Genomic DNA, 15,063 nt, shown 5'->3' with positions numbered 1-15,063 from the left:
AAGTCGATCACGACCAAACCCAGTCTTTGACCGGCTTCAAGTGGATAACTTCTATATCATTGAACGCAAATTAGTATAAGCGCCTCGCGGAAATGACGAGCAAGATCGCAGCACCCTCAGGCGGGCCGATGCGCCAGCACGTAGTCGATCGCCGCACACACCGCTGCCGCCTGCGCGGCGTTGCACTGTTCGGGCGTGGCGCGTGGGCTGTCGGGGTAGACCTCGGTGGTGGTCTTGTACGGCGCCGCAGTGATGCCGGCGCACAGGCCCAGCCTGCCGTAGTCGTACTCGATCACGCCGCGCGCCACCACCGGCGAGCCGATGATGGTGCCGTCCGGATCGGCCGGCGCGATGTGGGTGACCTTCGCCACCGCGGCGATCACCGCCTGCTGGAACGCGGGCTGCGGGTTGGCGCTGTCCGCACAGAGATAGAAGCCATCGGGAATGGTGCCCGGTTCGTACGGCTTGCCGTCGCGCGCGGCCAGCGCCGGGCGGAACTCGCTCTCGTCGCTGTCGGTGGTCTCGTGCAGGTCGATGTGCACCCGCGCGCGCGCGCGCCCCGGCGCGACCAGGCGCATCAGCGCCGCCGATTCCTGCGCCGGGCTGTGCTCGCGGAACGAGCGGTTCGGGTCGAGCGCGTCCGGATTCCAGCGGTGGATGCGCTCGTAGCCCCACGGGCTCACGCACGGCACCACCAGCAGGTTGGCCCGCCCCGCATAGTCCGCCGCATGCCGTTCGACGAACTGCAGCGCACCGTGCACGCCGCTGGTCTCGTAGCCGTGCACGCCGCCGGTCACCAGCGCCACCGGCAGTTCATCGCGCCAGCCGCGGCTCCTGATCGCGAACAGTGGATAGCTGCCGGAGGGATAGTCGAGCCGGCCGTACTCCGTCACGTCGAAGCGTGCGCGCAAGGCCTCGATCATGCTCGCCACCTCCGCCGCATAGCTGCGCTGCACGCGCTGCAGCGATCGCCAGGCCGCCACCTCCGCGTCGCCCCAGGGACGTCCGGGTATGCCGATCGGGTACAAGGCCGGGTTGGTCATCGCGCTGCTCGCTTCGCTGTGGCTAGGGGAGCGCAGCACTGTAGCACCGGGCTCAACCGCCGACCTCGCGCGAGGTTGCGGCCGCAGCGGCAGTGGCCGGCGACGGCGCCGCCGCCGCGGGCGGACGGGCGCTGGCCGGCCGCCATTCGAAGGTGGCCACGCTTTGCGCCGGCAGGGTGTAAGCGAAGCGGGTCCGGCCCTGCGCCACGGTGACGCGGCGCGGCTGCGCATCGCCGTTGACCATCACCAGCACCACCGACCCGCCGGAGGCGTTCTGGAACGCCACGTTGGCAACGTCCTTGCTCGTGTCGGTGGATCGCACCCGCACCGCGCCGGGCAGCACGAAGCGGCTGAAGTGCGCGAACGCGTAGTACTCGTCGTTGCGGCTCACCTCGCCGGTGCGCGAGTCGATCAGCACCACGCCCTTGCACAGGTCGCAGCCGCCGAAATGCGGGCCATGCTGCTCGTCCAGCGCCAGGTTCCAGTACACGATGCCGCGCGCCCACTGCCGCAACCCGACCAGCATCAGGTCGCGCGTGAACCACAGCAGCTCGCCGTTCCTGGCCGACTCCCAGTCGCCGCCGGAACACTCGGTGATGTAGGTGTCCTTGTCCGGGAACGCACGATGCACCTGGCCCTGCGCATACGGGCTGCCGCTGTAGCAGTGCCAGGCGATGCCGTCGACGTAGCGCTGGGCGTCGAGGTCGCCGAGCACGCTCAGCGGCTGGTCCGGCTGGTCCCAGTTGTGGTCCCAGCCGAGGATCAGCGTCTTCGGGCTGCGCTGTGCCAGCGCCGGCCCGAGGTACTGCGCGATGATGCGCGAGCGCGTGGCCGGCGGCATTTCCATGCCCGGGTAGGTCAGCGGCACGAAGGACGGTTCGTTCTGCAGGGTCAGCGCAAAGATCGGGATGCCGTAGCTGCGGTAGGTGTCGACGTACTTGACCAGGTAGTCCGCATAGGTGCTTTCGTACTGCTCCAGCAAGGCGCCGCCGATCAGGTTCGCGCTGGTCTTCATCCATGCCGGCGCGCTCCAGGGCGAGGCGATGACGCGCAGTTGCGGGTTGATCGCCAGGATCTCGCGCATGGTCGGCATCACATCCTGCAGGTTCGCCGCCACGTTGAAGTGCAGCAACTGCGGGTCGGTGTCGCCGGCGGGCAGGTCGTCCAGGGTGTAGGGCTGCAGCGAGAAATCCGAGGCGCCGATGGTCAGCCGCGCCATGCTGAGGTTGAGCGCGGGCGGCGGCCCGAACAATTCGCGCAGCAACGCGGCACGCTGCGGCGCGTTCAGCCGGTTCTGCAGCAACCACGCCGACGAATCGGTCAGCGCCGCGCCGAAGCCGACGATGGACTGGTACTTGCGGTCGATGTCGATGACCACGTCGGCGGGCGACGGCTCGCCGGTGCCAGCCTCGATGTCAGGCTGCCGTGCCAGCAGCAGTCGGCGGTCCGCCGTGCTCAGCCACAGCCTGACCGCGGCCTCCGGCGGCGGCGGCGCCAGGATCACCTCGCCCACCACCGCGAAATGCACGCGCCGCGGCACCAGCGCCCACAGGGCCAGCAGGGTGATCAACGCGAGGGATGCAACGGCCAGCCAGCCGGGAACACCGTTGCGCTCACCCGTCATGCGCGCAAATCCCCTCGACCCCATGGCGGTTCACTGGCAACAACCCTTCAATCACAAAGCCCCCTGGCTGCGCATGACAGATCGGCGGGGAGTACGGCGAAAGCGGCGTCGCTCAGACTCGCATCGCGCGGCCACTCCGTCTGCCCGGCACATCCAGCGCGAGCACCAGCCGACCAACCCGGCCAAGCCGGTGGAGGCAGTCTGCCATTGTTTCGGCTACGGCGCCGCCCCCTGAAGGCCACGCCGCCGCAAACGCGGAACCCGGTCCCGTTTTTCCTGCCGGCGACGACGCGCGGCGCGCGGCAAGTCCGGCGCAGCGCTAGCGCTGCGCCAGCCGGTACGCCACCGTCTCCAGCGCGCTCACCCCTCCGGCGGCGAAGCCCGGCTGCTGCGCGAGGACGTCGGCGCGCTCCAGCGTCGTCACCGTCCAGTCGCGGCCATACAGCTCTCGCACTTCGGCTTCCGGCACCGGGAACGGCGGGCCCTGCATCTCGTGCGGCGGATACTCCAGGGTGACCAGCAGGCCGCGGCAGCCGGCGGGCAGGCGCGCATACAGCTCATGCACGTAACGGCGGCGCAGCTCCGGCGGCAGGGCGATCAGCGCCGCGCGGTCGTAGACCGCCGCACAGTCGGCCAGGGCTGCCGCATCCAGATCGAACACGTCGCCGCAGATCAGCTCGATCTCGCCGGCCACGTGGTGCCGGCCGAGGCGCGAGTCATGCACCTGCGGGGTCAGGCCATGCTCGTCGAAGAACTGCTGCACCGCCAGCGGTGACAACTCCACGCCCAGCACGCGATGTCCCTGCCCCGCCAGCCACAGCAGATCCAGCGACTTGCCGGCCAGCGGCACGAACACCCGGCTGCCCGCGCCCAGCGCCAGCGCCGGCCAATGCCTGAGCAGCAGCGGCGTCGGCGCGGCCTGGTGGAAACCGGTGCGGCCCTCGCGCCAGCGCTGCAACCAGAACTCGGGTTCCATGGGAATCTCCTGTCGACAAGTGGGCGAGCCGGCCGGCCATCGTGCGGGCCGGCCAGCGGCGAAGCGAAGCATGCACGACCTTTGAGTCGGCCTGCCGCGGAGGTACCGGCGCGAATCCGCCGGATGGCCGTCTAAAGACTACCGGTGCCCCGGCGCAGCCAGAGATCGATCAGGGACTTCTCGTAGCGCAACGAGTCCTGGTCGACCGGCGAGCTGCTGCTCAGGAAGGCCGCGTTGCGCAACTTGCGCTGGCCCTGGCGCAGCACCTTGCCGTCGGCGCCGTACAGGGTGAAGTTGAGGTCGATGCGCGGCGGATAGATGTCCTTGACGATGCGTACGTCGTTGAAGTCGGGACCGCGCCAGGGTTCGTAGGCGCCGGCGCGGACCACGTCGGTCACCTCGATCTCCAGCCGCTGGCCCGGCGCCAGGATGCGCGAGGCGCGCTGGACGATGTACGCCTTGAGCGGCGCCAGGTAGGCGTCGGGGTTGACCAGATGCACGCCGAGGCTGCGCGTCGCCTCGGTGAAGTGCTGCGGGTCCTTGTAGCGCACGCTCACGTTGTCCGGTGTGGTCGCGGCCTGCGCGACGGCGGCCGCGAGGGCAAGGCAGGCAAGGCACAGCAGGCGCAGCAGCGAGGAAGATTTCATGACGGCTCTCCCGGAACGGGTCGGGCGGCCGCAACGGATGGTTGTCGCGGCCGTGGCGCAGCAGGCATCAGTATACGTCCGGGCAAACGCGGGGCGGGAAACGCTGTTGCGGACGATTCTCTGCCCGGTTCTCGCCGCCGGTCGCTGGCCGATGCCGGCCAGCACACGCAACCCGTCTCGCCCACCACATCCCGGGTTTACTTGCCGGTATTCGCGGGCGCCGGCGCCGGCTCGAGGTTGAAGTTGAGCGTGGTGGTCTTGCCGTCCAGGCCGCGCACCACGTCGCTGGTGAGGTCGTTGGTGGCGTTGCCGCCGAGCACGGCGTCGCGGTTCAGCAGCAGGCCGCAGTGGTGGCTGGTGTAGGAGCTGGCGATGACCGACTGGGCCTGCTCGCCGATCTGCTGCATGACCTTGACGCGGGTGAGCTGGATGCGCTCGCCGAGCTGGTTCACCTGCGCCTGGTAGCCCTGCATGCGCTGCTGCAGGGCCTGGCCCTGCTGCTGGCGCTGCGCTTCGGTGAGCAACGAAGCCTTCTGCTGGAAGGCCTGAACGTCGGTATCCAGCGGCTTGCGCTGGTTCTCCAGCAGCGTCTGCTGCTGCGTCGCCAGCTGTTTCAGCCGCTCGCTGGCCGCCTGCCCCACCTTGGACTGCGCGAACACCGCCTCGCGCGAAAGCATGCACACGCCCGGCACCGGATTGCCTTCGAGCGCATGGGCGGCAGGCGCGGCGACGGTCTGCGCCGGCGTCACGGGGGCGAAAGAAAGCCCGGCGGCAGCGGCCAGCGCGACGGTAAACAGAGAACGATGCAGCTTCATGGGGAGATATCCGATGGTCAGTCTGGGAGTTCCGCGAGCCTCGACGGCGCGCAGAGAAGCCACCAGCCTACTCGCAGCGGGTTGCCGGAATGGAGCGGCGCCTAATTCCCCCTGGGCCGATGCAGTTGGCTGATCGCGCCGGGCAGGATCCATCCGAGTGACATTGGTGCGTGCCTCCCTGGCCTGGTCGGCTTGCTTCATGACATGCGAGGAAGTGAACCTGGCCCCGTTATCGCTTCGTCCTCGGCCGAACCTTGCGGCGCTTCCAGTTCCGGCAGCACCTGCGCGATATCCACACCACGCCCGTACCGCTTCTGCAGCACGGCGTGCTCCTTGACGAGGTTGGACGCGACGGTGAACAGGTAGGCTTCGGGATTGGCGATGTTGCCGCTCTCGCCGCTATCGATTCGCAGCAGACGCACATAAACCTCCTGGGCCAGATCCTGCGCATCCCAGGGATGCGCCACCCGGCGCCGGAAAAAGCCGGCGAGCGCGGCCTGGTGCGTGGCGAACATTCGCGCCCAGAATGTGCGGTTGTCAGGCTTCACGTCCCCTCTCAGGTCGGCAGCCGTATAGCGACGCCTACACTATAAAGAGGGCCGTGGCGGATTATCGGGTACCGTCATTTTCACCAAGAGCATGCTGGTAGAAACCAGGAGCATGGCTGGGCATCGGAGAAGCTCATCTGCGTCATCGTGGCCACCGCTCGTTTGGACGTCTAACTGTAGCGGGCTTGTTCAGAGTTTCCCCAAGCAAGTGCCATTCGAACCTGACCCTTTTTTGCTTTTTCCCAGGTGACAGGAGAACTTCCATGAGCAATGAGTGTTCGCATGTCAACATGATCCGCGACGTGGTGCCCAGCGCACGGGGCTGCGAGGAATGCCTGAAGATCGGTTCGCCGTGGGTCCACCTGCGGCTGTGTCGTATCTGTGGCCACGTCGGCTGCTGCGATTCCTCACCGCATCGCCACGCCACCAGGCATTTCCATGCGACCGGCCATCCCATCATCGAGGCCTATGACCCGCCCGAAGGCTGGGGTTGGTGTTACGTCGACGAAGTCACGCTGGATTTGTCCGATCGCATGACGCCGCAACGCGGACCCATCCCGCGGTTCGTCTGATCATCCGCGAGCAGTGAATGACGATGAAGGCGGTCATTCTGGATGACACACGCAAGATCGTCGTCCGGTATGTGCCGGACGCGGAGATGCGCGAAACCATCGACGTGCTGCTGCGCATCACCTCGATCGCGATTTGGGGGAAATTGTCCCTGACACGAATAGCACTGGTCGTCGTAGCCGAAATCCTGACTCATGATGCCGTCGATGCCGTTGCTAAGGCCGACGAGCCGGTTGGCGGCATCGTAGCTGAAGCCCAGGTTCTCCACCGCCGGCGCGTAGATGCCGGTCAACCGGCCGTCCGTGTCGTAGCTGAGCGTATTGCTCAGCCCGTTGCTCGCCGTCCAGCCGACCAGCGCGCTATCCATCGGTCGCCAGGTCACAGCGCTCGCGGCAGTGAGCTGGGTGCTGCCAATCGTGAAGGTGATGCCGGATACCGCACCATTGGTATAGCTGTGAATCGCCTGATGGCCGTCGGGATAGGTCACCGCTGCGAGATGACCCACGGCGTCATAACCGTAGCCCAAGGAGTAGGTAGTGCCGCTGATCGAGAAACCGCGTCCCGCGATCCAGCCCTCGGGCGTGTAGGTGTAGGCCGTCGCGTCGGTGGCATCGCTATCTACCCCTCGACACTGCTCGGGAAGAACAAGCGTGTGCCTATCGACTCCAGCGGCGAAATGGTGACCCGGGTTTCGGCACGCAACATCCTGCGTTGTGATGCAATAACTTTCGTGCTAAAAGCGGGTCCGGAGGTCCCTCCGGATGGATTCCAAGAGTGCATTCGTGTACGGACAGGTCAGGCGCGCCCTGCAGTCGGGACGCTACGCACCTGGGCAGCGGATCGATCCGGCCCGGCTCGCCGCAGAGTTCAATACCAGTCCCACACCGGTTCGATTCGCGCTGTACCGCATGGTCGGCGAAGGCACGGTCGCCGACCATGCCCGCGACGGACTGCACGTGCCGCTGCTCAACGAAATCGCATTGCGCCACCTCTACGACTGGATGGAGCGACTGCTGCTGATGGCATGCGATATCGGCGAGGCGCCGACATTCCAGAAGACCGGGAAACCGGAGCTCGCGACCGCCGACGGCGATCTGGTGAAACTGACATGGCAGCTGTTCGATGCGATCGCCCGCGCGACAGCCCACGAACCCCTGCACTATGCGGTGAAGCGAGCCAACGACCGGCTGGCACTGATACGACGGGCCAAACAGGAATTGCTTGAGCACACAGGCGAAGAACTTTCGCAGTTGAGCCGGCACTGGCACATGCGCGACATGCCCTCCCTGAAGTCCGCACTGCGCGACTATCACGAGCGCCGCAAGCAGCTCGTCCCGTGCATCGTGGCCCTGCTCAGCGACCGCAGCAATCACCTCCACTAGCGCGCATCAGCCGAAGAAGCGTCGAAGCAAAGTCCGGGATTGTGGGACGACCATCATGCTGACGGAATAATTAAAGGATGACAACGCAATAATCATTTGAAAATCAAGATTTCCGCCTCGTACGCTGCCCTCGTCATGGGACTTCCATGACGCAACCGCAGGAGACTGAGATGGATACCAACGAGAACATCCGCAGCAACGTGCAGGACGATGTCATCGAGCTCGGCGTCGCCAGCGTCGAAACGAAAGGCATTGGTGTCGGAACCGAAGGTAGCGGGCTCGGCTTTCCAATGATTCCCGGCATTTCCGAGGAGTGACAACCCCGGGACGCGCACCATGGTGCGCGTCCCTTTCCTTAGGTAAAGATGATGCGCTACCAACTCAGAGAAGATCTTTCATGCTGCGATGTCGACGGCCACATGATTTTTCTCGACACCGCGCAAGATCGGTACTTCAAGCTGACCGGATCTCTTGAGAAGGCCATGCGGAGTTTCCAAGCACATGAAGATGTCGCTTCTACGCTATGGAAGGACCTCGCAGCTGCGCGGATACTCGTCGAGGCACCTGACTCGAACGCACATACCGCTATAGCGGCCCTCCGGCGACCAACTCAAAGCGCAATTGAACAACCCGCAGCGATTGCTGGCCGCCGGCTCAGCGCGGCCACTGTCTTCGAAGTCATCGTGATCACTTGGTCCACTCATCGCCAACTGAAGACTCGTGCACTCAAGACAAATCTCGACCAAGCCAGCACATATCGCGATAGAAAAACAGGCTTATTCGATACCGTTACACCCACCGCTTTTAAGGACAATCTGTTCCAAGCAAACTGGGAGTTCGCTCGTGCGCGTCGCTATGTACCCATTGAGCCGATCTGCCTCTTGGAGTCCTTATCCCTGCTCAGGTTCCTTTCTCGTAGGGGACTGTCGGCAAACATCGTCTTCGGCGTGGCTTCGGAGCCATTCGCGGCACATTGCTGGGTACAAGCCGGCGACATTGTCTTGAATGAAACGCTCTCCGACGCCAATGCGCATACTCCCATCAGGATGGTCTGATGAAATACCGCTATATCATTCTGCTCGACGGAAGACTGAACCGGAGTGCCGCCTACACGCTCCAGCTGGACAGGCTCCTGCGCGCTGAGGGAATGATCTGCAAGCTTGAATCAGCCACGGCCAGGGTCTTTGCTCCCGCTGATGTCCCCACTCTTGCAATACCCGGACACGGCTTGCTCATCGGCCAGCTTTTCACGAAGAACGGTCGGCCCGTCTCACAACGTCTAGATATCGATGGTTCGGCACGTGAACTCACCCGCTGCCTGCTGCAAAAGACTTGGGGCGACTATCTCGCCATTCTTGTCGATCGTGAAGATGGCTCAGCGATCACCTTGCTACGCGACCCCTCCGGCGCTGTGCCATGCGTCTATTCGCTACCCGATGGAGAGGGTTTTATCACTTCGGACATCAGCCTTGCAGTCAATCTGGGGCTCTATCGCAGAGAGGTGAACTGGCAGGCTATCGCACACTGCCTCAACTTCCCTTACCTGAAGACGGTGCGTACAGCACTGAAGCACGTCAGCGAATTGCTTCCAGGCGACATGCTGACCTGCCGAAGAGACAATGTTTCAGTCAGCTCCGCATGGTCGCCGTGGCGCTTCGTGGGAAAAGACTTCCGACACAAGGATCCTCATGTCGCAGCCGAGGATGTTCGCTCTGCCATATCCAAGGTGGTCAACGCTCTATCTGCAGGGGACGACAAGTTGATTGTCGAGCTATCGGGCGGACTGGACTCCTCCATCGTTGCCGCCTGTTTGCGCGCTGCTTCACAGCGTTCCACTTTTTGCACGCTGGTCATGCCCGTGGCCGGCACTGACGAGCGACCATATGCCCGATTGGTGGCGGAAGCATTGGAACAAAAGCTTTTCTCGTTGGAGGTAGGGATTGATAACATTCACCTCGAATTTCCCATACCTCGCTCGTCCGTCGTTCCTGCTATCGGGATTCCACAGAACATCATCAACGAGGCGTGGGAAGCTGCAGGCAACCGATATGGCGTGAACGGCTTCTTTTCGGGTGGCGGTGGCGATACCGTCTTCTGCTACCTGAAGACCGCCGCGCCCGCCGCCGACGCGTTCCGGGAGCATGGCGTCATGGCTGGCATTACAGCCATCGGAGACCTTGCCGCCCTTCACCGATGCACCCTCTTCAAGGCAGGCCGATTGACGCTCAAGAAAATGTTGCGACGGCCACGTACCACCTGGAAAGAGGACCGCACGCTGCTCAATCCATCCTGTGTGACAACAAAGTCGGAGCATCATTCCTGGATGGACGCACCTCCGGGCACACTGTCTGGTGATCGCGAGAAGATTTTTGACCTGATTGGAACCCAGCTGTACAGGGAGGCCACGCCGCGCAGCCTTGAACGTTCAATGCACTTTCCGCTGCTGTCTCAACCCGTCGTGGAAGCATGTCTAAAAGTTCCGACCTGGATGTGGATCGCCGACGGTCGAAATCGCGCCGTCGTCCGCCAGGCTTTTGCCGATCAACTGCCGCGTGGCATTCTCGATCGACGCAGCAAAGGCTCGTACATCGGCCACATGGCTACTGCCTATGCGCGCAACAAGCTGCATATGCGCGGGTTCCTCGAAGAGGGACGTCTGTGCGCACATGATTTGCTCGATCGTTCAGCATTACTGAATTTCTTCGCTAACGACCTTGCACCTCGAGACCTGTCGTTTCTTCGCATCTTTGATCTCTGCGCAGCGGAGAACTGGGTACGTCAACAGGGTCATGACCCGTCGTGAGCACCCGTGCCAAAACGAGATGAAGCAGGCTCTTTGTTTATCCCACGCCAAATGCGGTATTGCTCGGCTTTTTCAGGACTCGGGTCTTCGTAACCTTGTAGCCAGAAGCGGAACCAATCGACGTTACGCTCGTACACAGCCAGCTTGTGCCTCGGCTGGAATTTGATATGAGTCTCATCCGGGAACACGTAGACGTCCGCTCGGTGCCTCCGCACAAGGGGTAACGCATAGTCCAAAGTCATCCGGTATTCCTGCTCTGGCAGCTGGAACAGGATCGGCGCCAGGATACTGTTGAGTTGATACGCAGGTGAGATTTCCTTCCACCGTTTAGGCGTCTCCTCCAGCGCACCAAGCTGCCACATTTTCCGCAGAGTGGAACGAAAGGCATACCGTAGGCTGTTAAACAGGTAGTAGGTCGGCGTCACAGAGTTACCACTGACGGATGCAGCCGTCACCACATCCGAGTGGGCAAGTGTCCATAACGTCACCTCGCTACCGTAGCTGAGCCCACCCATGCCGATGCGGGTCCGATTGATGCGCCCCTCAGCAGACAGTAACTCCACGACGCTATCGACGGCCGCGCGCCCTTGGTCGTAATGCGCCACCACATCAAGATGAAACCCCGGGATTGCGTTGATGCACAGCGCCGATATGCCATCCCCGGCCAGGGTGGCAAGCGGCCACTCGTTACCCAGCCCGCCACGCAAAAATCCATCGCAGCTGTAGAACGTCACGAACAGCGGCGGCGGTTGGCCTGTGCTCGTGCCCCGTGCCTCGAATAGCTGCCCCGTGAACTCCCGTCCCTGCCTATCCTTCCAGCGGATCAGCCTCGCCGGCACCGAGGCCGATATATCGGCCTCCAATCTCTTATTCGGTGCGAACAGTATTCGCCGTTGGCCACCTGCCACATCGATCGCTTCGAGGCGTGGCGGTCGATCGGCCTTCGCTGCGACGCACACCAGCGTGTCGGACGACAATGCGCAGGGAATTTCCCCGGAGTACTGACTTCCACTGACAAGCCCGTCGGAAAGCATGATCGGTCGCACCGTGCCCGTCGCGACGTTCCATCCGTAGATCGCCTGCGTACGCCCCTTGTCATAGTCGGTGGCCGTGAACAGGACCTCATCACTCCCGGGCCGCCACTGAATATCAGTGATGTACTTGTGGTGGCACGGCTCGGCCATACATTGGGTCGGACGCGAACTGTCCCTGTCGGGCAGCATGGCCAGCTCGACATACCGGCTCATCAGCAATCCTTTGTCCTTATGCCCGGGCATCAGCACCGCGATGCGGCCATCGCCTGCGTTCTTGGCTACCTTGGTCGGCGCAACCGGCAGATTTGGCGAAAAATCGGCCGTCGTCAGGGGGCGCGCCGGCAGTTCCGATGCGGACAGGTCCCGGACCGTCATCGTTGCCAGGTCCACAGCCTTCCAGCGATCCGGCGACTTCGCCAGCAATGGCCCAGCCGAGAACCAATTCCCCAAGAACCGCTGCGTGGCTGGTTGCCCTTCGACTTTGCTCGAGCGGAACAACCCCGCAGATATATTCACGGTGTCGTCGATGCGGATGCCGCGGTCGTACTCGGACTCTTCTGCGGCGATGACCTCCTCCCGTGTCGCGCCGATGCTGTACATCAGCGTTCGGCCATCGCCACTCAACGTGAAATTCCGCACGTCCGCAGGGTCCGGCGTTGCCGCACGAGCCCCGGAGCCATCGGCCGCCGCGCGCCAGACAGATACACTCCCATCAAGGTGGGCGCGATAGTAGATCCACCGTCCATCGGGCGACCAGACGGCTGGTGACGGTAGCACGATGCCGTTGACATACTGGCGCAATGGAGCGCCCCCATCGGCGACGCGAAGCGGCGGAGACTTCCCATCTAAAGCCTGCACATACCACGTGGTGTTGTACGTGTTGCGTTCGACTGATGCTTGCTCGGCCCGAAACGCCACGTACCGTCCATCGGGCGAAATCACCGGATTGCCCAGGTCGGTCACCTCGATCAGGCGTTTCGGTGAGACCGTTTCAGTATGCGACGGACCGGCGACAGCCACGCCCAATATGAGTGCAAACGCCGAAACCCGATGCGTGCAGCGCTTCCTGGCGGAAAAATCTATGAGCATGCATGCTATTACGGCCGCCCACGGGGCCGGTCGATGAAAAAAATTCATGTCCCCTCCCCTACCAGTGTTTGGAAACTGAAGCGCTGACGAAACGTCCGATCGCCGAGTAGTTGGTGGCGTCGTACGGTACGGATGCCGCAAACGCGGCTGTGTACAGCGGCGGCGCGCGATTGAGCAGGTTCCGTACCGACAACCCAAACGTCAGCCCCGAGAAGATGCCAGCGCGGCCACCGGTGTCGTAGTTGATCGCGGTGTCCAGTGTGGTTAGCGAGGCGGTTTTCTCCGTCACCGTCGGGAGGCGGTTGGTTACCCCACTGGTGTAGTTGACGAAGCCCGAGGCACTGAAGCCGCCCGATATCCAGACCGCACCGATGCGGCTATTGAGCGCGGCCGGGTTGAAAACGGTGCCGGCAAGTGCATGTTCAGACTGCCCGGCACTGATCCTCTGCGCACTGTCGAGCCAACTGGCCGATCCGCGCACCGTCAGTTGACTGCCGCCAAGATCGAAGCGGTAAGAACCTGACAGATCCAGCCCCTTGATCCGCTGCCGTGCCGCGTTCACGTACTGGTCGTGGATGATCGCCACCACCCTGCCCGGGTCATAAGCGACACCGGATAGGTTGTAGAAGGCGTTGTCGTAGACAGCGAGAAGACTCTGTATCTGTCCGAGCGTCGGCGACCGCTCCACGAAGTCCGCATAGGCCGGGTCACTCAATGCCTGCTGGTGGTTGACTGGTTGGACCACCCGGTCGGTGTAGTCGATGTCGAACCACGTCAGTTCAGCGTCCAGCCCTGGCAAAGCTTCCGGATGCAGGGCCACCGAGGCACTCCAGGTCCGCGCCCACTCAGCGCGCAGGTCGGCGTTGCCGCCATAGGACATCAATACGGTGGCATTGGCGGGACTGCTATTCGCACCCACCGCCGAGGCGCGCCACAAGTAGGCGTCCTTGCTCTGATAGCGCTGCAAAAGCGTCGGTGCCTTGAACGACTTTCCCCAGGAGGCTTTGAGCGAGACATCGGCGATGGGGTCGTAGATCACCCCGAGTTTCGGTGTGGTGACCCGGCCAAAACTGTCATAGTCCTCGCCGCGCAGCGCGGCACTGACTTCCAGGCGATGGACGCCCGAGACAGCCGAGGAAGGCGAGACGAACGGAACACTAAGCTCGGCGTAGGCAGATCGGGCACGTTCGTCGCCACCGTAAGAGCCGCCAGTGCCGGAAACGTTCGGCACATACTGGAATTTGTTTTTCCGCGACCCGACTCCGACAGCCAAGCGCGCCTCCCCCTCCTCCATCCGGAACAGCGGGCCCTCAGCGCCGACCTCCCAAGAACGACTTTCATTGCAATAGCAGTCCTGGCGCACGAGCCTGCTCCCCGCTGACGACACCAGATGGTATGCGACGGTGTTTTCGTCCTTGCCGTACGTCCCGCCCAAGGTGAGGGACCAATCATGGCGAAGGGAAAATGCGATGCTGGGCGACACCAGCGTGATCGATGTTTCCGGGCTGTAGCGGTAATAGAAACCCGGCTGACCGGAATACTGCGTCATGCCACGCTCAGTCTTGAGTATGTCAAGCCGCAATTCGGCCACTTCACCCGTCGACTGGTGCACGCTGACAAGGCTGTTGCGAGAGTCGCTGTCGTTGTAGATCGTATACGGCTCGTTCAGATATCGGGTGTAACTACGCTGGCGTGCGTAGATGGGATCTACGTCCACACCCTTGAAAGTTGCGATCAACCCACCGCTCGCCCAAGTGCTGCCAGCGGTCGCGGTGTACTCTCGCGTCGCTAGCCCGCCTTCGGTCGCACCACCGTAGCGCGTCCCCAAGGTTACTCCGTCGTAGTCAGACTTCAGGATCACGTTGGCCACGCCACCCACCGCATCCGAGCCATAAATAGCAGACGCACCGTCCGGGACAATTTCCAGGCGTTCGACTGCCTCCACCGGAATGGCGCTGATGTCCACGGCTTGGGAAAACCCGTCATAGGCCAAGCGACGCCCGTTGAGCAGCGTGAGCGATGCGTCGGCGCCCAGTCCGCGAAGATTCAAGGCGGAGCCGCCGGTAAGATTCTGGTTGCCGATGCCGCTGGCGGCGCCGATCACACCCGGGTTCTGTCCGCCATTGAAGTTCTGCGGCACGCTGCGGATCACCTCGCCTAGATCGGTGAAACCTTCCTGCCGGATTTGCTCGCTGCCGATGGTGATGACTGGCGACGGCGAGCTGCCGCCGCGGATGCGCGTGCCGGTGACGGTCACGGTCTGCAGGTTGGTTGCTGCTGGCGTCGCGGACTTGTCGGCCGGTTTTTTTGGTTGCGTCTTGGCCGGAGCCTTGGTCACCGGCGCCCTACCCTGCGCGGCCGTGTCTGTCGTGGCGTCTTGGGCAACGGCCCACCCGTTAGCGCCGGTCGCGGCCACGAGCAAGACGATGGAAATGGCGTTGCGTAGCGTGTTTGTCTTCATGCTGCGTCCCTTGCTTTCCCCTGATTGGCGCCTTGCCAGTTGCTGCCTAATCACAGGCTTGGATCGCGCTT

General features: G+C 63.2%; 14 protein-coding genes. 5 read left to right on the top strand and 9 right to left on the bottom strand.

Features of this window, described 5'->3' with window-relative positions:
• Positions 1 to 116: 116 nt before the first annotated feature.
• The 6 genes from AC3WTD_RS14935 to AC3WTD_RS14910 form a co-directional block, all read right to left on the bottom strand.
• A complete protein-coding gene (locus AC3WTD_RS14935; protein ID WP_492614260.1) occupies positions 117 to 1,043 on the bottom strand; it encodes a M14 family metallopeptidase in 927 nt (308 codons plus the stop codon).
• Between the two features lie 52 nt (positions 1,044 to 1,095).
• Positions 1,096 to 2,667: a glycoside hydrolase family 30 protein gene (locus AC3WTD_RS14930; protein ID WP_492614259.1), complete on the bottom strand. Its 1,572-nt coding sequence runs from the start codon at positions 2,665 to 2,667 to the stop codon at positions 1,096 to 1,098.
• Between the two features lie 319 nt (positions 2,668 to 2,986).
• Positions 2,987 to 3,643: a thiopurine S-methyltransferase gene (locus AC3WTD_RS14925; protein ID WP_027493345.1), complete on the bottom strand. Its 657-nt coding sequence runs from the start codon at positions 3,641 to 3,643 to the stop codon at positions 2,987 to 2,989.
• Between the two features lie 131 nt (positions 3,644 to 3,774).
• Positions 3,775 to 4,290 carry a DUF3016 domain-containing protein gene (locus tag AC3WTD_RS14920; RefSeq protein ID WP_492614258.1) on the bottom strand — a complete coding sequence of 172 codons (516 nt, stop codon included), beginning with the start codon at positions 4,288 to 4,290 and terminating at the stop codon, positions 3,775 to 3,777.
• Between the two features lie 197 nt (positions 4,291 to 4,487).
• Complete coding sequence (locus AC3WTD_RS14915) at positions 4,488 to 5,105, bottom strand: OmpH/Skp family outer membrane protein (RefSeq protein WP_492614257.1); 618 nt, start codon at positions 5,103 to 5,105, stop codon at positions 4,488 to 4,490.
• 197 nt (positions 5,106 to 5,302) lie between these two features.
• A complete protein-coding gene (locus AC3WTD_RS14910) occupies positions 5,303 to 5,653 on the bottom strand; it encodes an RNA polymerase sigma factor (protein WP_492614256.1) in 351 nt (116 codons plus the stop codon).
• Between the two features lie 263 nt (positions 5,654 to 5,916).
• Between AC3WTD_RS14910 and AC3WTD_RS14905 the strand changes: the two genes are divergently transcribed.
• The gene (locus AC3WTD_RS14905) at positions 5,917 to 6,225 is read left to right on the top strand and encodes a UBP-type zinc finger domain-containing protein (protein ID WP_039953919.1); all 309 of its coding nucleotides are present in this window, start codon (positions 5,917 to 5,919) and stop codon (positions 6,223 to 6,225) included.
• On the opposite strand, the gene AC3WTD_RS14900 is transcribed toward AC3WTD_RS14905, so the two are convergent.
• A complete protein-coding gene (locus AC3WTD_RS14900; RefSeq protein ID WP_185754676.1) occupies positions 6,150 to 6,728 on the bottom strand; it encodes a hypothetical protein in 579 nt (192 codons plus the stop codon). The genes AC3WTD_RS14905 and AC3WTD_RS14900 overlap by 76 nt on opposite strands.
• 256 nt (positions 6,729 to 6,984) lie before the next feature.
• On the opposite strand from AC3WTD_RS14900, the gene AC3WTD_RS14895 reads away from it, so the two are divergent.
• The 4 genes from AC3WTD_RS14895 (at position 6,985) to AC3WTD_RS14880 (ending at position 10,408) form a co-directional block, all read left to right on the top strand.
• Positions 6,985 to 7,605: a GntR family transcriptional regulator gene (locus AC3WTD_RS14895; RefSeq protein ID WP_492614255.1), complete on the top strand. Its 621-nt coding sequence runs from the start codon at positions 6,985 to 6,987 to the stop codon at positions 7,603 to 7,605.
• 170 nt (positions 7,606 to 7,775) lie between these two features.
• Positions 7,776 to 7,922, top strand: a complete 147-nt coding sequence (locus AC3WTD_RS14890) for a benenodin family lasso peptide (RefSeq protein WP_492614254.1) — start codon at positions 7,776 to 7,778, stop codon at positions 7,920 to 7,922.
• 51 nt (positions 7,923 to 7,973) lie between these two features.
• A complete protein-coding gene (locus tag AC3WTD_RS14885) occupies positions 7,974 to 8,660 on the top strand; it encodes a lasso peptide biosynthesis B2 protein (protein WP_492614253.1) in 687 nt (228 codons plus the stop codon).
• A complete protein-coding gene (locus AC3WTD_RS14880) occupies positions 8,660 to 10,408 on the top strand; it encodes an asparagine synthase-related protein (protein ID WP_492614252.1) in 1,749 nt (582 codons plus the stop codon). The genes AC3WTD_RS14885 and AC3WTD_RS14880 overlap by 1 nt, the downstream gene beginning before the upstream one ends.
• Here the strand turns inward: AC3WTD_RS14880 and AC3WTD_RS14875 are convergent.
• Positions 10,393 to 12,579: an Atxe2 family lasso peptide isopeptidase gene (locus AC3WTD_RS14875; protein ID WP_492614251.1), complete on the bottom strand. Its 2,187-nt coding sequence runs from the start codon at positions 12,577 to 12,579 to the stop codon at positions 10,393 to 10,395. The two genes, AC3WTD_RS14880 and AC3WTD_RS14875, sit on opposite strands and share 16 nt — an antisense overlap.
• A 10-nt stretch (positions 12,580 to 12,589) precedes the next feature.
• Positions 12,590 to 14,992, bottom strand: a complete 2,403-nt coding sequence (locus AC3WTD_RS14870) for a TonB-dependent receptor plug domain-containing protein (RefSeq protein ID WP_492614250.1) — start codon at positions 14,990 to 14,992, stop codon at positions 12,590 to 12,592.
• Positions 14,993 to 15,063 lie beyond the last annotated feature (71 nt).

It is taken from the genome of Rhodanobacter sp. FW106-PBR-R2A-1-15 (assembly GCF_058789735.1).
This window is presented reverse-complemented; position numbering and strand designations above follow the sequence as displayed.